The 19380-nt window shown below is 40.8% G+C and carries 17 protein-coding genes; 13 read left to right on the forward strand and 4 right to left on the reverse strand.

The window, feature by feature from the left end; genetic code table 11:
• Positions 1 to 226 precede the first annotated feature (226 nt).
• Both DSY56_RS06050 and DSY56_RS06055 read left to right on the forward strand, forming a co-directional pair.
• Positions 227 to 1057, forward strand: coding sequence for a glycosyltransferase (locus DSY56_RS06050; RefSeq protein WP_112444485.1), 831 nt, complete (start codon positions 227 to 229; stop codon positions 1055 to 1057).
• Between the two features lie 85 nt (positions 1058 to 1142).
• Positions 1143 to 2993: a polysaccharide biosynthesis protein gene (locus DSY56_RS06055; RefSeq protein WP_112444487.1), complete on the forward strand. Its 1851-nt coding sequence runs from the start codon at positions 1143 to 1145 to the stop codon at positions 2991 to 2993.
• Positions 2994 to 3106: 113 nt separating this feature from the next.
• Here the strand turns inward: DSY56_RS06055 and DSY56_RS06060 are convergent, their stop codons facing one another.
• From DSY56_RS06060 to sdaAB, 3 genes are read right to left on the reverse strand one after another with little or no spacing between them, the layout of a single operon-like run.
• Positions 3107 to 3739: an HAD family hydrolase gene (locus DSY56_RS06060; RefSeq protein WP_112444490.1), complete on the reverse strand. Its 633-nt coding sequence runs from the start codon at positions 3737 to 3739 to the stop codon at positions 3107 to 3109.
• 21 nt (positions 3740 to 3760) lie between these two features.
• Positions 3761 to 4633: an L-serine ammonia-lyase, iron-sulfur-dependent, subunit alpha gene (sdaAA, locus tag DSY56_RS06065; RefSeq protein WP_112444492.1), complete on the reverse strand. Its 873-nt coding sequence runs from the start codon at positions 4631 to 4633 to the stop codon at positions 3761 to 3763.
• Positions 4634 to 4641: 8 nt separating this feature from the next.
• On the reverse strand, positions 4642 to 5313 hold the full coding sequence (sdaAB, locus tag DSY56_RS06070; RefSeq protein ID WP_000838912.1) for an L-serine ammonia-lyase, iron-sulfur-dependent subunit beta: 672 nt from the start codon (positions 5311 to 5313) through the stop codon (positions 4642 to 4644).
• 241 nt (positions 5314 to 5554) lie between these two features.
• Between sdaAB and DSY56_RS06075 the strand changes: the two genes are divergently transcribed.
• Positions 5555 to 6175: a LysM peptidoglycan-binding domain-containing protein gene (locus DSY56_RS06075; protein ID WP_112444494.1), complete on the forward strand. Its 621-nt coding sequence runs from the start codon at positions 5555 to 5557 to the stop codon at positions 6173 to 6175.
• A gap of 21 nt (positions 6176 to 6196) precedes the next feature.
• Here DSY56_RS06075 and DSY56_RS06080 read toward each other — a convergent pair whose 3' ends face one another.
• Entirely contained in the window at positions 6197 to 7063 is an 867-nt protein-coding gene (locus tag DSY56_RS06080; protein ID WP_050390509.1) for a helix-turn-helix domain-containing protein, read from the reverse strand.
• Between the two features lie 925 nt (positions 7064 to 7988).
• Between DSY56_RS06080 and DSY56_RS06090 the strand changes: the two genes are divergently transcribed.
• The 10 genes from DSY56_RS06090 (at position 7989) to mnmG (ending at position 19321) form a co-directional block, all read left to right on the forward strand.
• Positions 7989 to 8576: a hypothetical protein gene (locus tag DSY56_RS06090; RefSeq protein ID WP_112444496.1), complete on the forward strand. Its 588-nt coding sequence runs from the start codon at positions 7989 to 7991 to the stop codon at positions 8574 to 8576.
• 285 nt (positions 8577 to 8861) lie between these two features.
• On the forward strand, positions 8862 to 10970 hold the full coding sequence (locus DSY56_RS06095; protein WP_112444498.1) for a bacteriocin-associated integral membrane family protein: 2109 nt from the start codon (positions 8862 to 8864) through the stop codon (positions 10968 to 10970).
• The gene (locus tag DSY56_RS06100; RefSeq protein ID WP_000571326.1) at positions 10967 to 11608 is read left to right on the forward strand and encodes an ABC transporter ATP-binding protein; all 642 of its coding nucleotides are present in this window, start codon (positions 10967 to 10969) and stop codon (positions 11606 to 11608) included. Before DSY56_RS06095 ends, DSY56_RS06100 begins: the two co-directional genes overlap by 4 nt.
• Before the next feature lie 206 nt (positions 11609 to 11814).
• The gene (locus DSY56_RS06105) at positions 11815 to 12621 is read left to right on the forward strand and encodes an ABC transporter substrate-binding protein (protein WP_050223629.1); all 807 of its coding nucleotides are present in this window, start codon (positions 11815 to 11817) and stop codon (positions 12619 to 12621) included.
• A 16-nt stretch (positions 12622 to 12637) separates the two neighbouring features.
• A complete protein-coding gene (locus DSY56_RS06110) occupies positions 12638 to 13834 on the forward strand; it encodes an argininosuccinate synthase (protein ID WP_050285169.1) in 1197 nt (398 codons plus the stop codon).
• Between the two features lie 28 nt (positions 13835 to 13862).
• Positions 13863 to 15254: an argininosuccinate lyase gene (gene argH / locus DSY56_RS06115; RefSeq protein ID WP_112444500.1), complete on the forward strand. Its 1392-nt coding sequence runs from the start codon at positions 13863 to 13865 to the stop codon at positions 15252 to 15254.
• Positions 15238 to 15432: a hypothetical protein gene (locus tag DSY56_RS06120; protein ID WP_112444502.1), complete on the forward strand. Its 195-nt coding sequence runs from the start codon at positions 15238 to 15240 to the stop codon at positions 15430 to 15432. The genes argH and DSY56_RS06120 overlap by 17 nt, the downstream gene beginning before the upstream one ends.
• Before the next feature lie 247 nt (positions 15433 to 15679).
• The gene (gene mnmA / locus DSY56_RS06125; RefSeq protein ID WP_112444504.1) at positions 15680 to 16801 is read left to right on the forward strand and encodes a tRNA 2-thiouridine(34) synthase MnmA; all 1122 of its coding nucleotides are present in this window, start codon (positions 15680 to 15682) and stop codon (positions 16799 to 16801) included.
• Between the two features lie 141 nt (positions 16802 to 16942).
• The gene (locus tag DSY56_RS06130) at positions 16943 to 17398 is read left to right on the forward strand and encodes an NUDIX hydrolase (RefSeq protein WP_112444506.1); all 456 of its coding nucleotides are present in this window, start codon (positions 16943 to 16945) and stop codon (positions 17396 to 17398) included.
• 9 nt (positions 17399 to 17407) lie between these two features.
• Positions 17408 to 19321 (forward strand): tRNA uridine-5-carboxymethylaminomethyl(34) synthesis enzyme MnmG, encoded by a 1914-nt coding sequence (gene mnmG, locus DSY56_RS06135; RefSeq protein ID WP_112444507.1) that lies wholly within the window; start codon positions 17408 to 17410, stop codon positions 19319 to 19321.
• Positions 19322 to 19380 lie beyond the last annotated feature (59 nt).

The raw sequence follows: 19380 nt of genomic DNA on the forward strand, positions 1-19380 counted from the left end.
TGTTTATGTTTTGTCATAGTAGACCTCGTTTCTAACTCAAACGTCTCACACTTAATTCCACCATAAAAATCCGTTTTAGACTAATTTCCACTTTGGTCAGGCAAGTGGAAGTTACTTTGAGAAGTTAGCATGTCAAGTAAGGTTTCTGGCTTTCAAGATAAAAATGGGAAACTCTTGAAAATTATGATAAAATAGTGGAAGGAAATCTATACATTGGAGAAAAACTGTGTCTGAAAAGCAAAAAATCAGCGTATTGATGTCGGTCTATATCAAGGAAAATCCGACATTTTTAAAGGATGCTATTGAGAGTGTTCAAAATCAGACCCTGAAACCGAGCGAGTTGGTTCTGGTTGAGGATGGGCCTTTGACACCTGAGCTCTATCAGGTATTAGACCAGGTGGAAGCTGAGTCTGATATTCCAGTGAAACGCTATCCTCTTGAGCAGAATCAAGGTTTGGGTCTGGCTCTTCGACAGGGTGTTTTGCAGTGTCAGTACGATATCATCGCTCGTATGGATACAGATGATATAGCTGTTCCAGACCGTTTTGAGAAACAGGTTCAGCTAATGGAGAAGGACAACCTCGACCTATTAGGTGGACATATTGCAGAGTTTATTGATAATCCTGATGAGATTGTTTCTTACCGTCGTGTTCCGACTCAACATGCAGAGATTGTAGCTTATCAAAGGATGAGAAGTGCCTTTAACCACATGACTGTCATGTTCAAGAAGGACATGGTTCTCAAGGCAGGCAACTATGAGGATGGCCTTTATATGGAGGATGACCTCCTCTGGCTCAATATGATTGCTGCAGGAGCCAAGACTGGAAATCTGGATCAAATCTTGTGTCAGGTTCGTGTCGGAGCAGGGATGTTTGAGCGTCGTGGGGGACTGCGTTACCTCAAACTCTATCGTCAAGCTCGTCAGCGTATGCTGAAGAGAGGGCAAATTTCTTACATGGAGTATACCAAGAGTGTTGCGATTCAGATGGTTGTTGCCCTTTGTCCTGGATTTGTCCGACAGTTTATTTTTATGAAACTGTTACGAAAAAGCAAGTAAAAGATTGTAGCAAATCGTAAACTAGAGAAAAAGTGTTATAATAACAATGTAATCATCCAGCTCTTTTAAGGAGGAGTAAATTTCTATGAATAAAAAACTCACAGATTATGTGATTGATCTGGTGGAAATTTTAAATAAACAACAAAAACAGGTCTTCTGGGGCATATTTGATATTTTCAGTATGATGGTTTCCATCATTGTATCTTATATTTTATTTTATGGGCTGATTAATCCAGCACCTGTTGACTACATTATCTATACGAGTTTGGCCTTCCTGTTCTATCAATTGATGATTGGATTTTGGGGGTTGAATGCTAGTATTAGTCGTTACAGCAAGATTACGGACTTTATGAAAATCTTTTTTGGTGTGACTGCTAGCAGTGTCTTGTCATATAGTATCTGCTATGCCTTCTTGCCACTCTTCTCCATCCGTTTCATCATTCTCTTTATCTTGTTGAGTACCTTCTTGATTTTATTGCCACGGATTACTTGGCAGTTAATCTACTCCAGACGCAAAAAAGGCAGTGGTGATGGGGAACACCGTCGGACCTTCTTGATTGGTGCCGGTGATGGTGGGGCTCTCTTTATGGATAGTTACCAACATCCAACCAGTGAATTAGAACTGGTCGGTATCTTGGATAAGGATTCTAAGAAAAAGGGTCAAAAACTTGGTGGTATCCCTGTTTTAGGCTCTTATGACAATTTGCCTGAATTAGCTAAACGTCATCAAATCGAGCGTGTTATCGTTGCGATTCCGTCGCTTGACCCGTCAGAATATGAACGTATCTTGCAGATGTGTAACAAACTGGGTGTCAAATGTTACAAGATGCCTAAGGTTGAAACTGTTGTTCAAGGCCTTCACCAAGCAGCTACTGGGTTCCAAAAAATTGATATTACGGACCTTTTGGGACGTCAAGAAATTCGTCTTGATGAATCGCGTCTGGGCGCAGAACTTACAGGTAAGACGATCTTGGTTACAGGTGCTGGTGGCTCAATCGGTTCTGAAATCTGTCGCCAAGTTAGTCGCTTCAATCCTGAACGCATCGTCTTGCTCGGGCATGGGGAAAACTCAATTTACCTTGTGTATCATGAATTGATTCGCAAGTTCCAAGGGATTGATTATGTGCCAGTTATCGCAGATATTCAAGACTACGACCGTCTCTTGCAAGTCTTTAAGCAGTACAAGCCAGCTATTGTTTATCATGCAGCTGCCCACAAGCACGTTCCTATGATGGAGCGCAATCCAAAAGAAGCCTTCAAAAACAATATCCGTGGAACCTACAATGTTGCTAAGGCTGTTGATGAAGCCAAAGTACCTAAGATGGTTATGATTTCGACAGATAAGGCGGTTAATCCACCAAATGTTATGGGAGCAACCAAGCGCGTAGCTGAGTTGATTGTCACTGGCTTTAACCAACGTAGTCAATCAACCTACTGTGCGGTTCGTTTTGGGAATGTACTTGGTAGCCGTGGTAGTGTCATTCCAGTCTTTGAACGCCAGATTGCTGAAGGTGGGCCTGTAACGGTGACAGACTTCCGCATGACCCGTTACTTCATGACCATTCCAGAAGCTAGCCGTCTGGTTATCCATGCTGGTGCTTATGCCAAGGATGGGGAAGTCTTTATCCTTGATATGGGTAAACCAGTCAAGATTTATGACCTGGCCAAGAAAATGGTCCTTCTAAGTGGACACACCGAAAGTGAAATTCCAATCGTTGAAGTTGGAATCCGTCCAGGTGAAAAACTCTACGAAGAACTCTTGGTATCAACAGAACTCGTTGATAACCAAGTTATGGATAAGATTTTCGTTGGTAAGGTCAATGTCATGCCCCTAGAAGTCATCAGTCAAAAGATTGAAGAGTTTCGTACTCTTAGTGGAGATGAGTTGAAGCAAGCTATTATCGCCTTTGCCAATCAAACTACCCACGTTGAATAAAAAAGAAAAACGCATATTATCAGGTCAGTACAGAAGAACCTTGGTAATATGCGTTTTGTTATGTATAGATTTACTTCATTTTATTCTGAAATGGGGTTGTTGCCCAGTCTATGTTATTGAAAATACCCTAAAACTTCTAATGGTTTGTGGGCGATATAATCAGGTTGATAGTCTAGCAAGTCTGCTTGCTCCCCAAATCCCCAAGTGACGGCCAATTTCTGAATGCCTGTTTCTTGAGCTCCCAGCATATCAAACTTGGTATCTCCGATGATGATGGCTTGTTCCGGTGCTAGTTGATGTATCTGTAAGGCCTGGCGAATGACATCTGCCTTATGAGGTGTTTCAGGGCTGGAACCATAAATGCCATCAAAGAAATGATAGATTCCCAAGTTTTTAGTCATGTCTTGAGCGGTTGGAGTATTCTTTGTAGTGGTGATATAAAGAGGATATTTGCTCGATAGCTTCTCAAGCAAGTCTACAATCTGAGGAAATAGTTGAGCTTCATAGATACCTTTTTCCTTGTAGTAAGAACGGTATATCTGCACGGCTTCAGAAATTTGTTCTTTAGGCAGGCAGGTCGCAAAACTACTTTCGAGAGGTGGTCCCATAAAACCACGAATCGTTTTGGCATCAGGGCTAGGTATCCCCAGCTCCTTAAAGGTATGGGTAAAGGCATTGTGAATCCCGATAGAACTGTCAACGAGGGTTCCATCCAGATCGAAAAAGATAGCTGAGATAGAGGTCATGATTTCTCCTATTTGATAAGCTTATTCTCCGAAAATTTCTTTTTGGAGGTGACGACCAGTAGGGGTGGCAGCAAGTCCACCTTCAGCTGTTTCGCGAAAGGCAGTTGGCATGCTTGAACCCACTTGGTACATGGCATCGATCACTTCATCAACAGGGATTTTAGATTCGATACCTGCCAAGGCCATGTCTGCTGCGATAAATGCAAAGCTAGCTCCCATGGCATTGCGTTTGACACAGGGAACTTCGACCAAACCGGCCACAGGGTCACAGATGAGGCCCAGCATGTTTTTAATGACAAAGGCAATAGCTTGACTGGCTTGATAGGGTGTCCCGCCTGCAGCCAGAGTCAAGGCGGCAGCGCTCATAGCAGAGGCAGAGCCGACTTCGGCCTGACAGCCACCCTCAGCACCTGAGATAGAGGCATTGTTTGCGATGACTAGTCCAAAGGCACCGGCAGCAAAGAGGAAATCCAGCTGTTGCTCGTGGCTGAGGTCTAATTTTTCAATAGCAGCAGTGAGAACGGAAGGCAGACAGCCAGCACTTCCAGCGGTCGGAGTGGCACAGACCAAGCCCATTTTAGCATTGTGTTCATTGACTGCGATAGCATTTCGGGCAGCAGAGAGAATTGTGTAATCTGACAGAGTTTTTCCGTTTTTGATGTAGTGATCCAGTTTGGCAGCATCTCCACCTGTCAGGCCACTACGAGATTTATTTTCATTGAGGCCAAGTTGGACAGAGGCTTTCATGACTTCCAGATTGCGTTCCATGAGAAGGAAGACTTCTTCACGTTCGCGACCGGTCAATTCAAACTCTGTTGTAATCATGAGTTCTGCGACATTTCCTTGAAAGTCCAGATCAGCTTGCTCGACCAATTCTTTGATAGAATAAAACATGCTTCCTCCTATTTAAAGAAATTGACATTGTGGAGATGAGGGATTTTTCGAATTTCTTCGATAGCCTCATCACAGTTGCGACTGTCAACTTCGATAATCATAATAGCTTTTTCACCAGCTTTTTCACGAGTGACATTCATCTGGGCGATATTGATACCATAGCGTGAAAGGGCTTCTGTTACGAGGGCAATCATACCTGGAATATCTTGATGAACAATGATGATAGTCGGTGTATTCATATTGAGAGAGACGGCAAAGCCATTGAGTTCGGTTACCTGAATATTTCCTCCACCGATAGAAATACCAGTCACACTGATGGTCTTGTGGGCATTTTTAACGGTAATTTTAGTGGTGTTTGGATGAGGAGCATTGCTGTCTTTCTGAATGGTCCAGACAATCTTGATGCCACGCTTGTGGGCAATCTCCAGACTATTTGGGATTTCAGGATCATCTGTATCCATGCCTAAAATACCTGCAACAAGGGCTAGGTCTGTTCCGTGACCACGATAGGTCTTGGCAAATGAGTTAAAAAGTTGGAATTCGACTTCTGTCGGAGTATCATCAAAAATGGAAGAGACAATCTTCCCAATACGAACAGCACCAGCTGTATGGCTACTAGATGGGCCAATCATAACTGGTCCGATGATATCAAAGACAGATTGAAAACGAAGTGATTTCATCAGTTTCCCCTTATAAAAATTCTTATCTCTATTATATCAAAGAATGAGGGGCTTGGCTTTAATTGCGGATGAAAACCTTTCTAATACCTCAAATAGCATAAAAATAGTATCTTTTATGACAAAAAACACCTTATTTAGGGAAATAAAAAATAATTTTGTAATATTTCTACATAAAAGTGTCAAGAAACGGTAATATTTAAAAGGTATCATAGAACTATAGAAAGAAGGAGAATTTTCAAATATGAAATCAACAACTAAAAAGATTAAAACAACTCTTGCAGGAGTAGCTGCCTTGTTTGCAGTATTTGCTCCATCATTTGTATCTGCTCAAGAATCATCAACTTACACTGTTAAAGAAGGTGATACACTTTCAGAAATCGCTGAAACTCATAACACAACTGTTGAGAAATTGGCAGAAAACAACCACATTGACAACATCCATATGATTTATGTTGGTCAAGAGTTGGTTATCGACGGTCCAGCAGCGCCAGTAGCATCAGCTTCAACGACTTATGAAGCACCAGCTGCCCAAGATGAGGCTGTTTCAGCTCCAGTAGCAGAAACTACAGAAGTAGAGGAGGAAACTCCAGTAGTAAGCGAAACAGTAGCAGAAGAAACGGTTGCTTCAACTGTCAGCGGATCTGAAGCAGAAGCTAAAGAATGGATTGCTCAAAAAGAATCAGGCGGTAGCTACACAGCTACCAACGGACGTTACATCGGACGTTACCAATTGACAGATTCATACTTGAACGGTGACTACTCAGCTGAAAACCAAGAACGTGTAGCAGATGCCTACGTTGCAGGACGTTATGGTTCATGGACAGCCGCTAAAAACTTCTGGCTTAACAACGGCTGGTATTAAGAAAATATAGAAAAGGAAGTCTCAATGGCTTTCTTTTTTGTTTACAAAGATGTTAACTTCACGCTCTAGCTCTGTTAGTAAGTGTTCATCTTCTACTAGTTTAGCTAAGGAGAGTCCATTCTCTATTAACTGAGCATCATTAGCACAAATGCCGATACGAATATAGGCAAACGCAAGTGTATCATACTGTTTGCTTGCTTTTGCCTCCTCTAAGAGAGTGTAGCAAAGCTGTTTGCAAAGCAACTTATCACCATTGTAAAGATAAAGAGTTGAGAGATTCAGAAGTAACATCATACGAAGCTGAAAGATAGAACTATAGTGTTTATAAACCTCTAGTCGTTCGAGAATTTTTCCGGTAATCTGATGAATATACTCTATAGGAAAAGCAAAGAGAATGGTATTAAGGACTTTGAGGTCGCTCTCATACCAAGTATCTTGTTTCTCAATCTTATCCCATAATCTATTTACAATGTTGTCAACCTTACTTGACAATTTTTCTATCCCATTTTCACGGATGTAGATAACGATTTCGAGCATATCTTGTAACTGCTGGATGGGGAAATCATGATGTGTTTTTAGATAATGTTGACATTTTTTGAGTAATTTACTTAAGTCGCTCGTACCACTAATAGAAGCCATTTTTAGAAAAGTCTGCATGATAGTTGATCGTTCACTTGGGTGGTAGAGATGGCAAATATAGTCAAACTCTTCAAAACTCATATTGATTTGACGGAGAAGAAACTCCATATTTTCATATTTAGGAGTTGCCTTACCACTTTCAATCTTTGATAGGCTGGTTCTTGAGAGAACATTTCCACAGACCTCTTCTTGGGTCAAACCTTTTGACTCACGTATTTCTTTATAAACATTTCCAAAATCGTAGCGCATGATTTCCTCCTTTTCGTGAAAAAAGTTAACAAATAATAAAATCCAATTAAAAATATTGTATCATAGTAACAGGAATAGTAAAAAAGAAAACTAAAATAATGTGTGAAAAAAGTTTTTCGCTTTTTAGTTCTTCTTGCTTTCTTATTTAGCATTGCTACGGTTTTCCCATGGAGATGGCCGATGTGATGAGTTTGTTTTTAATAAAGAAGGAAAGTGAGTCCAATGGGGAATCCTAAATAATATATAATAGGGCGGCTAAAATTATATTTTGAAATTGGTCTTATAGAGATTGAATAGAATAACCGATAGACTGGAGGTAGAAAGATATTTAAAACAATAAAATATACAGTAACGGTTTGTACTGTTTTAGCCTACATTATTTGGTTTTGGATGAGGATAAAATTAACTGATTTAATTGGACTTGTTATTGTAACACTGATGATTGAAAATTTTATTTTTTATTTTTTCAATGATAAAAAGAAAAAATAAGAATTTTTCTTGTTTACTAAAGTTAATAATCTAAATTTACCTCATCTCAATTAGCTAAATTTAATGTAGCTGTTGTTGTAGCAGGAGTAGCATTAAATGCTATCTCTTGTTAGGGGACTTAGTTCGCATATAGTAGGAAAAGTATTTTATAGTAGATTGAATTAGGAAGAGACAACGTAATTAAGATATTTGAGTCTGGGACAAAAGTCTAACCTTAAATATAAAAAGCGAACAAAAACAAGTTATATGGCACTCATAATTCTATTTTGTTCGTTTTTTTGTCTAATCTATCGATTTTAAAAACTTATAATAAAGAATTCGTAAAATCAAAATCTTTTTGTCCCAGACTCGTCTTGTTCTAACCTCAATATACTATAATATAAGTCGTCTCTACCCTATGTTGATTAGATTAAGTCGTGAATCAGGAGGTTAGGTAATGAACTACAATTTAAAATATCTTTTATCAGGAATATTTGTCCTAGTCTTTATAGGTTTCCTAGTCTGGATGCGTTATTTTAATCAGAAGAAGGAAGAAGCGCATTCGGATGTGTCTTTTGAAGCGAGGTTAGATAGTGAGGTCAAGGCCTTATATAAACAACTAGGATTGGGTGAGGAGCCTCATTATTTCTTAGCCTATCGCTACCTACATCCCTGGTTTAATTTGGCGATTTTACCACCAACAGTTGAAATTTTCTTAACTAAAATAGCGCTGGTGATGGTGACTCCAGATGAACTACTGATAAGAAATCTTGGGAATGGGATGACTTTCACAAGTGAGCACCATCGTGATTTGCGACAAGGACTTATCCGCATTCCAAAATCAGAGATGAAAGAATTTGAGATTCGCAACTGGAAAAGAGTTTTTATATTTGGCGATTTTTTGACAATTAAAACAAGCCAACATAGCTATTATTTGCAGGTTAGAGATGATGGACTTCAAAAAGGAAGTCTTTCTACCAAACATTTCTCCGACTTGAAACGACAAGATTTTCTCGGATTATTGACAGATAAAAGAACATTCTGATTGACAATTGCCCTAGTTGTTTATTGTAAACTTTACAAATGAGCTGTAAACACTAGAATCCATTCAGAAAGGCAATTCCTATGAAAAATAAAATTTTAATCATTGTTTATATTTTAGCCTCGCTAATCATCAGTTTTATAATCTTTTCACTTTTACATATTGATTTTAAATGGTGGACAACTCTGGCTATAAGTGCAGGATTTATTTACACCTACTTAAAATTTAGTAAAAAATAAAAAGTACCTGCACCTATCTCGCTTTCGTCTCTTCACGGGAGGTATCTCTATGAAAAAAATCAGTCATCTTTGTATGCTCTTGCTCTTGCTGTGTACTACGTTTTTTGTCCTGAATGTAAATGTTACACGTGAAATAGTGCGGATTCAGGAGATGGGCAAGACAACTTATTCATTTGACTTGTACTTGAAAGATGTCACTAAACCGACAGAAACGATTCTCCAGTTTTTTGAAGAGGTTGCAAGTCAAGACAAGGTCTCTATTATCAAAGTAGATAATGGCGATGAGGCCGTCAAGGCTGGTGTTTTTGATAAGGAAACCTTCCCCTATCAGGAGTTCGGTCTGACTTCTCTTGATTTTTCAAAGAATGAGAAGGGAGTCTACAGCAACCAGGACCTTCCCAATAATCTAGGAACCATTCCCACCTTTTTAAAGGTGAAACTCATTCGACTCCAGACCTTCCAATCCTATATTGAGGATAAATCCCATACTGTAAATGGACGTTACATGATTACCTCCAGCAAAGAGATAGATCGTGATACCATTCTACAAAAGTGGAGTGATTTTTTCCAGATAGATAAGACGATTTTGTTAGAACCCACTTACCGAAGTCAGGTTGGAGTGCTAAATCAAGAGTTGTTACTATCTATCATTATCTTTATCTTGGCAATCTTGCTTGTGATTTTAATGACAGTTTATCAGCCGATGATGGAGATGAAACGAGTGGGGGTTCAAAAGTTACTTGGTTTCCAAAGTAGAGCGATTTTAGCTGGTTTTGTAAAGACTAATTTTTATCTTCTCTTGGGTGGAAGTCTTATCATTGACTTGGGACTATTTTTAGTGCTGGACTACAGACCAAAACTTCTGTTCCCAAGTTTACTCTTATCCCAATTTCTGCTTTTACAGTTGTATTTGTTCATCAGTTGGCTGACCTACCTGATGATTCAGAAAATGACAGTCAGCTCCATGTTGAAGGGTTTTTCATCTGTCAAACTTGGTCTCATCTTCAATTATGTGATGAAAATAGGGACAACTATTTTACTGACGGCCTTACTGATTGGGGTGGGCAGAAGTTTAGAACAAGAAAACAAAGAACTTGCTTATCAGCAACAGTGGGTAAGTCAAGGTAATTACCTGACCTTAGAAACCTTCAAACTCAATGATAATCTGTGGCAAGAAGAGCTAGCAGGGTCAGGGAAATCTACAGATTATTTCTACCAATTTTATCAAGACTTGCTAGCAAAAACACAAGTAAACTATGTGCGAAGTACGAGTCTTCCTATCAAACCAGTCATCAAAGCTGAACAAGTGCAGAACTACCAACTGCCTGATAAGGTAGATGTTTACTATGCTAATAGCAATTTTCTAAAGAGCAAGGGATTCAAGTTACCAGATACCGGCACTAAAAAGGTGATTTTGTTGCCAATCAGTGACAAAGGACAAGAAGGCAAGAATCAGTTCTTGGGAAAATCCATCGCCTATCTTTCTATGAGGTATGAAGATCAGCAAAAGCAAACAATAGAAGATATGGATGTAGAAATTGCCTACTATGAAGGAGATTGGTCTTTCTTCCCTTATAATAATGAGCGAAAGGAAAATCTCCACAATCCAATCATTAGTCTGGTAAATGATCAAGACATGATGTGGGAAGAAAAGACTCACTTGTCAACGACAGGTTTAAACAACCCAATGAAAATTGAAAATACAGAACAAAATCAAAAAGTGATTACAGAGTTAGTCGATAACTTATCTGATGGTAGCTATTTAAAATTTTCATCGATTCAAGCAATTCAAGAGGAGATAGTTGATACCTATCGGGATTCTGTTCGTAATTTTAACGTTCTTTTTGCCTTATTTGCTCTTCTCAGTATGATTGTATCCTACTTTTTACTCGTTACCACTTTCTTGTTGAAGCGCAGGGATATTATTACCAAGAAGTTTATGGGGTGGAAACTGGTCGATCGCTACCGTCCTCTCCTCGTTCTGCTCTTGCTGGGCTATAGTCTCCCTCTTCTAGTCTTGATTTTCTTTGCCCATGCGCTCTTGCCACTCCTACTTTTTGCAGGTTTTACATGTTTGGATATACTATTTGTGCTAGGCTTGGCTTCTAGGATGGAGAAAAGAAGTCTAGTAGAGTTATTGAAAGGGGGCATCTTATGATTGAGTTGAAAAATATTACCAAAACCATTGGAGGAAAAGTGATTTTGGATAACTTATCTCTCAGGATTGATCAGGGAGATTTGGTAGCCATTGTTGGCAAGAGTGGTAGTGGTAAGTCGACCTTGTTAAATTTATTAGGTTTGATAGATGGTGATTATGGCGGACGGTATGAGATTTTTGGTCAGAAAAATCTAGCAGTCAATTCTGCTAAATCACAAACAATAATTCGTGAACATATCTCTTATCTGTTTCAAAATTTTGCCCTGATTGATGATGAAACGGTCGAGTACAATCTTATGCTGGCGCTGAAATATGTGAAATTGTCCAAGAAAGACAAACTCAAAAAGGTAGAAGAGATTTTAGAGAGAGTAGGTTTGTCAGCTACTTTGCATCAAAAGGTCTCCGAGTTGTCTGGTGGCGAACAACAACGAATTGCAGTTGCTAGAGCCATCTTAAAACCCAGCCAGCTGATTTTAGCCGATGAACCAACAGGTTCTCTGGATCCTGAAAATAGAGATTTGGTCTTGAAGTTTCTCTTAGAGATGAATCGCGAGGGGAAAACAGTTATTATCGTGACCCACGATGCTTATGTAGCCCAACAATGTCATCGTATCATTGAATTGGGCGAGGGGAAATGAGTTCGTTCGGCTTCTTTTGACTGGCTGAATACTCATGTTTTCCAGAGAGAAATAGCATAAATACGCCTAGGAATGACATTTTTATGTAGTATTTCTAGGTTTTTTTGTTTCAAATTGAAAAATTTTTCAATTTAGGCTTGACAAACGATGAGTATAGGAGTATTATTTATACAACAAAAAAGAATAAACATAAAGGAGTCTTTGTTATGAATAAGATGAAGAAGGTGTTGATGACGATGTTTGGTTTAGTGATGCTCCCCCTACTATTTGCTTGTAGTAACAATCAATCGGCTGGAATTGAAGCCATCAAGTCCAAAGGAAAATTGGTTGTAGCCCTCAATCCAGATTTTGCTCCATTTGAATACCAAAAAGTGGTTGATGGGAAAAATCAGATTGTGGGTTCAGATATCGAATTAGCCAAGGCTATCGCAACAGAACTAGGTGTCGAATTGGAACTATCTCCCATGAGTTTTGACAATGTACTGGCTAGTGTTCAATCAGGAAAAGCTGACCTTGCTATATCAGGTGTTTCTAAGACAGATGAACGGAGCAAGGTGTTCGACTTTTCAATTCCCTACTATACTGCAAAAAATAAACTCATTGTCAAAAAATCTGACTTGGCCACTTATCAGTCTGTCAACGACTTGGCGCAGAAAAAGGTCGGAGCGCAGAAAGGTTCGATTCAAGAGACGATGGCGAAAGATTTGCTACAAAATTCTTCCCTCGTATCTCTGCCTAAAAATGGGAATTTAATCACAGATTTAAAATCAGGACAAGTGGATGCCGTTATTTTTGAAGAACCAGTTGCCAAGGGATTTGTGGAAAATAATCCTGATTTAGCAATCGCAGACCTCAATTTTGAAAAAGAGCAAGATGATTCTTACGCGGTCGCCATGAAAAAAGATAGCAAGGAATTGAAAGAGGCAGTCGATAAAACCATTCAAAAGTTGAAGGAGTCTGGGGAATTAGACAAACTCATTGAGGATGCATTTAAAGCATCTATTGAAAAATAGAAAGAAGGAAAAGAACATGAGTAAAGAAAAAGTAATTTTGGCCTATTCTGGTGGTTTAGACACATCAGTTGCTATTACCTGGTTAAAGAAAGACTATGATGTTGTTGCAGTTTGTATGGATGTGGGTGAAGGGAAAGACTTAGATTTCATCCATGATAAGGCTCTCAAGGTTGGAGCAGTCGAATCTTATGTCATTGATGTTAAGGACGAATTTGCTACAGATTATGTGCTAGTGGCTCTTCAGTCACATGCCTATTATGAACAAAAGTACCCCTTGGTCTCTGCCTTGAGTCGCCCTCTTATTTCTAAAAAATTGGTTGAAATCGCGCATCAGACAGGAGCAACTACAATTGCTCATGGTTGTACCGGTAAGGGGAATGACCAAGTACGTTTTGAAGTATCGATTGCAGCCTTGGATCCCAATTTAAAAGTGATTGCGCCAGTTCGTGAATGGAAATGGTCTCGTGAGGAAGAAATTCATTATGCCAAGGAAAATGGAGTACCTGTTCCTGCTGACCTTGACAATCCTTACTCTGTCGACCAAAATCTTTGGGGACGTGCCAATGAGTGTGGTATTTTGGAAAATCCATGGAATCAGGCTCCAGAAGAAGCCTTTGGCATCACAACTTCTCCAGAGCAAGCTCCAGATACGCCAGAATACATTGAGATTGAGTTTAGTGAAGGTGTCCCTGTTTCCCTCAATGGAGAAGTGCTAAAATTGGCAGATTTGATTCAAAAACTCAATGAAATAGCTGGAAAACATGGGGTCGGACGGATTGACCACGTGGAAAATCGCTTGGTTGGGATTAAATCAAGAGAAATCTATGAGTGTCCAGGTGCAGTGACTCTGCTGACAGCTCATAAGGAAATTGAGGATTTGACGCTTGTGAGAGAAGTGGCTCATTTTAAACCAATCATAGAAAATGAATTATCAAATCTCATTTATAATGCTTTGTGGTTTAGTCCGGCTACACAAGCCTTGATTGCTTATATTAAAGAGACTCAAAAAGTTGTCAATGGGACTGCAAAAGTCAAACTCTATAAGGGAAGCGCTCAGGTCGTGGCTCGGAAATCACCAAATTCTCTTTACGATGAAAATTTGGCGACGTATACCAGTGCGGATACCTTTGACCAAGATGCGGCTGTTGGCTTTATTAAGTTGTGGGGACTTCCAACCAAGGTTCATTCTGAGGTTCAAAAAAGCGCCAAATAGGGCGATTGGATAGAGAGGTGGATGTGATATGGCTAAGAATACAAAATTATGGGGTGGTCGCTTTGAAGGTACTGTCGAAGACTGGGTAGAGCGCTTTGGTGCGAGTATATCTTTTGACCAGAAATTAGCTAAATTTGATGTGATTGGTTCTTTAGCCCACGTTCAGATGTTGGGTCAGACGGGCATTTTGAGTTTGAATGAGTCAGAAAAGATTCAAGAAGGGTTGAAAGAGCTTTTAGAAGAGCTAGAGGCAGGCCAACTTGACTTTGATATCGGAAACGAAGATATTCATATGAATATGGAAGTGTTACTGACAGAAAAAATTGGTCCCCTTGCAGGGAAGCTACATACAGCTCGTTCTCGAAATGACCAAGTTGCGACAGATATGCACTTGTATCTCAAGGAGCAACTAGGTCATGTCCTAGATAAACTAGCTCATCTCAAAGGTGTTTTATTAGACTTGGCGGAAAATCATGTAGAGACGATCATGCCGGGCTATACCCATCTGCAACATGCCCAGCCTATTAGTTTTGCCCACCACCTGATGGCTTACTACAATATGTTTCAAAGAGACAGTGAACGTTTTGAATTTAACCAGAAGCATACAGACTTATGCCCTCTAGGTGCGGCAGCTTTGGCAGGAACGACTTTCCCCATTGATCGCCAATTGTCTAGCGATTTGCTGGAGTTTAAGCAACCTTATACAAATTCTTTGGATGCTGTTAGTGACCGCGATTTTATCTTAGAATTTCTATCCAATGCCAGCATACTCATGATGCACATGAGCCGTTTTTGCGAAGAAATGATCAATTGGTGTAGTTTTGAGTACCAATTCATTACCTTGTCAGATACGTTTACAACAGGTTCCTCTATTATGCCCCAAAAGAAAAATCCAGATATGGCTGAGTTGATTCGAGGAAAGACTGGTCGAGTTTATGGGAATCTATTTGGACTATTGACAGTGATGAAGTCCTTGCCTTTAGCTTATAATAAGGATTTGCAAGAGGATAAGGAAGGGATGTTTGATACGGTCGAAACGATTTTAAATTCCCTTGATGTGTTGGCAGGTATGTTATCTAGTTTGCAGGTAAACAAGGAAAAAATGCAAGAGTCGACAGAGAAGGACTTTTCAAATGCGACTGAGTTGGCAGATTATTTGGCAGGGAAAGGCTTGCCATTTAGAGAAGCTCATGAGGTTGTGGGAAGATTAGTGCTAGACTCTATCAAGTCTGCTAAAAATATTCAAGATTGGACTTTGGAGGAATTGCAAACCTATCATTCCCTCATTGCTGAGGATATTTATGTCTACTTGCAACCTAAAACTGCTGTTCAAAGACGAAATTCTTTGGGAGGTACAGGATTTGACCAAGTGAAATACCAGATTGCAGTCGCTAAGAGAGCGAATGAAGCTAGAAAGTGATAGAGTGATAGGTTTAGAACAAGAGGTTGGTCGATTGACAGCCTCTTTCTTGTCTTCTCTAACCAAGCATGTTATAATGAATACTGCTCAAGCGACCTTCAATCGTGAAGCACACACGACCTTCAATCGTGAACTAGTCATTTCGTTTATCTTTTATTACGTCGTTAACTCGAAATGAGATGCAAGCTGAGCTTGTCTGATTTATAACCTCAATCAGTCTCCCAGACTGATTGAGCGAACTCAAGTTATGCCTGCGACTCGTTGCCTATCATATTTTCATTTTAAGATGATAGGCTAAAATGGTCTCCCAGACCATTTTACTACTAAAAGCAAACGAAATGACTATACTCAAATAAATTCTATTGAAAGTCATAGTAAATAGAATTTTGAGGGGTATAAATAAACGAATAGATGGGAGACTTACCATGAGTGATAACTCTAAAACACGTGTTGTTGTAGGGATGAGTGGTGGTGTCGATTCGTCGGTGACGGCTCTTCTTCTCAAGGAGCAGGGTTACGATGTGATTGGCATCTTCATGAAGAACTGGGATGACACAGATGAAAACGGCGTCTGTACGGCGACCGAAGATTACAAGGACGTGGCTGCGGTGGCAGACCAGATCGGCATTCCCTACTACTCTGTCAATTTTGAAAAAGAGTACTGGGACCGCGTTTTCGAGTATTTCCTAGCGGAATACCGTGCAGGACGCACGCCAAATCCAGATGTTATGTGCAACAAGGAAATCAAGTTCAAGGCCTTTTTGGACTATGCCATGACTTTGGGTGCAGATTATGTTGCGACTGGGCATTATGCCCGAGTGGCGCGTGATGAGGATGGCATCGTTCACATGCTTCGTGGCGTGGACAATGGCAAGGACCAAACCTATTTCCTCAGCCAGCTTTCGCAAGAACAACTTCAAAAAACCATGTTCCCACTGGGACATTTAGAAAAGCCTGAAGTTCGCAGACTCGCAGAAGAAGCAGGCCTTGCGACTGCCAAGAAGAAAGACTCGACAGGGATTTGTTTTATCGGAGAAAAGAACTTTAAAAACTTTCTCAGCAACTACCTGCCAGCTCAGCCTGGTCGCATGATTACTGTGGATGGTCGCGATATGGGCGAGCATGCAGGTCTTATGTACTATACGATTGGTCAGCGTGGCGGTCTGGGTATCGGTGGGCAACACGGCGGTGACAATGCCCCTTGGTTCGTTGTCGGAAAAGACCTAAGCAAGAATATCCTCTATGTCGGCCAAGGTTTCTACCATGATTCGCTCATGTCAACCAGCCTAGAGGCTAGCCAAGTCCACTTTACTCGTGACATGCCAGAAGAGTTTACGCTCGAATGCACAGCAAAATTCCGCTACCGTCAGCCTGATTCTAAGGTGACCGTCCATGTCAAAGGAGATAAGGCAGAAGTTATCTTTGCAGAACCGCAACGCGCGATTACACCAGGACAGGCAGTTGTCTTTTATGATGGCGATGAGTGTCTAGGTGGCGGTTTGATTGACAATGCTTACCGCGATGGACAAGTTTGTCAGTACATTTAGATTGACAAATTTTCTCAATTTGCTACAATAATAAAAGCAATAGAAATGATGGTCAAAGCTCATGGATGTTGCAGGCTTTTTTGTCCTGCACTTCTTTGGAGTTTTGACTGTTTTTGTGTCGTTTAGAGGAAAGGAAAAAAGATGACTCAACGAGACTTTCGGACAAAAATAGAAAATACGGTTTTTGGTGTTCGGGCGACAGCTTTGATTGTCCAAAATCGCAAGCTCCTAGTTACCAAAGATAAGGGCAAGTATTACACAATTGGAGGTGCGATTCAAGTCAATGAAAGTACGGAAGACGCGGTAGTCCGTGAAGTAAGAGAAGAACTGGGAGTCAAAGCTCAAGCTGGACAGCTAGCTTTCGTAGTTGAAAATCGTTTTGAACAGGACGGTGTTTCTTATCACAATATCGAGTTTCATTATCTGGTGGACTTGCTTGAAGATGCTCCATTGACCATGCAGGAAGACGAAAAAACGAAGCCCTGTGAGTGGATTGACTTAGACAAGCTTAAGGGTATCAATCTAGTTCCAGCCTTTCTAAAAACAGCCCTGCCAGATTGGGACGACCAACTAAGACACATTCATCTTGAGGAATAGGAGAGAAACATGACTTATAATTTTACTGAAGAATACGATATTATTGTAATCGGTGCGGGACATGCTGGGGTCGAGGCTTCCTTGGCCGCTAGCCGTATGGGTTGTAGGGTCTTACTTGCGACTATCAACATTGAAATGCTGGCTTTCATGCCTTGTAACCCCTCTATCGGTGGTTCTGCCAAGGGGATTGTCGTGCGTGAAGTTGATGCCCTCGGTGGCGAGATGGCCAAAACCATTGACAAGACTTACATCCAGATGAAGATGCTTAATACAGGGAAGGGGCCAGCTGTCCGTGCCCTTCGTGCGCAGGCTGACAAGGAGCTTTACTCTAAGGAAATGCGCAAGACGGTTGAAAATCAAGAAAATCTGACCCTTCGTCAGACCATGATTGATGAGATTTTGGTTGAAGATGGTAAGGTTGTCGGTGTCCGTACAGCTACTCACCAAGAGTATGCTGCCAAGGCTGTTATTGTGACGACAGGGACTGCTCTCCGTGGGGAAATTATCATTGGAGACCTTAAGTATTCATCAGGTCCTAACCACAGCCTAGCTTCTATTAACCTTGCTGACGATCTCAAGGAACTGGGCCTCGAAATCGGTCGTTTCAAGACAGGAACGCCTCCACGTGTCAAGGCTTCTTCTATCAACTACGATGTGACCGAGATTCAGCCAGGAGACGAAGCGCCTAATCACTTCTCATACACTTCACGTGATGAGGATTATGTCAAGGATCAAGTACCATGCTGGTTGACCTATACCAATGGTACCAGTCATGAGATTATCCAAAATAACCTCCACCGTGCGCCTATGTTTACAGGTGTGGTCAAGGGAGTGGGGCCTCGTTACTGTCCGTCGATTGAAGACAAGATTGTGCGCTTTGCGGACAAGGAACGTCACCAACTTTTCCTTGAACCAGAAGGGCGAAATACTGAGGAAGTCTATGTTCAAGGACTTTCAACCAGTCTGCCTGAAGATGTGCAACGTGAACTTGTTCATTCTATCAAAGGTTTGGAAAATGCAGAGATGATGCGAACAGGTTATGCCATTGAGTACGATATGGTCTTGCCACACCAGTTGCGAGCGACTCTGGAAACCAAGAAAATCTCAGGACTTTTCACAGCGGGTCAGACAAATGGAACATCAGGTTATGAAGAAGCTGCTGGTCAAGGGATTATCGCTGGGATCAATGCAGCTCTGAAAATCCAAGGCAAGCCTGAGTTGATTTTGAAGCGTAGTGACGGTTATATTGGGGTCATGATTGATGACTTGGTGACCAAGGGAACTATTGAACCTTACCGTCTCTTGACTAGTCGAGCTGAATACCGACTCATCCTCCGTCATGACAATGCCGATATGCGTTTGACAGAGATGGGACGCGAGATTGGACTTGTGGATGATGAACGCTGGGCTCGCTTTGAAATCAAGAAAAATCAATTTGAAAATGAGATGAAGCGTCTCGACAGTATCAAACTCAAGCCAGTCAAGGAAACCAATGCTAAGGTTGAGGAGATGGGCTTCAAGCCGTTGACAGATGCAGTGACAGCCAAGGAATTCCTTCGCCGTCCAGAAGTTTCTTATCAAGATGTGGTGGCTTTCATCGGACCAGCTGCAGAGGACTTGGATGACAAGATTATCGAATTGATTGAAACAGAAATCAAGTACGAAGGCTATATTTCCAAAGCTATGGATCAAGTAGCTAAGATGAAACGCATGGAAGAAAAACGCATTCCAGCCAATATTGATTGGGATGACATTGATTCTATCGCGACAGAAGCCCGTCAGAAGTTCAAACTCATCAATCCAGAAACCATCGGCCAAGCCAGCCGTATTTCGGGAGTAAACCCAGCAGATATTTCTATTTTGATGGTGTATCTTGAAGGTAAAAATCGTAGTATTTCTAAAACTCTTCAAAAATCAAAATAATACGTCGTCGGCTTCTTACGAATGAGTTCAAAGCTTGGCTTTGATTCATCTACAGCCTC

The sequence above is a fragment of the Streptococcus sp. 596553 genome (genome assembly GCF_900411395.1).
GTDB lineage: Bacteria > Bacillota > Bacilli > Lactobacillales > Streptococcaceae > Streptococcus > Streptococcus mitis_BA.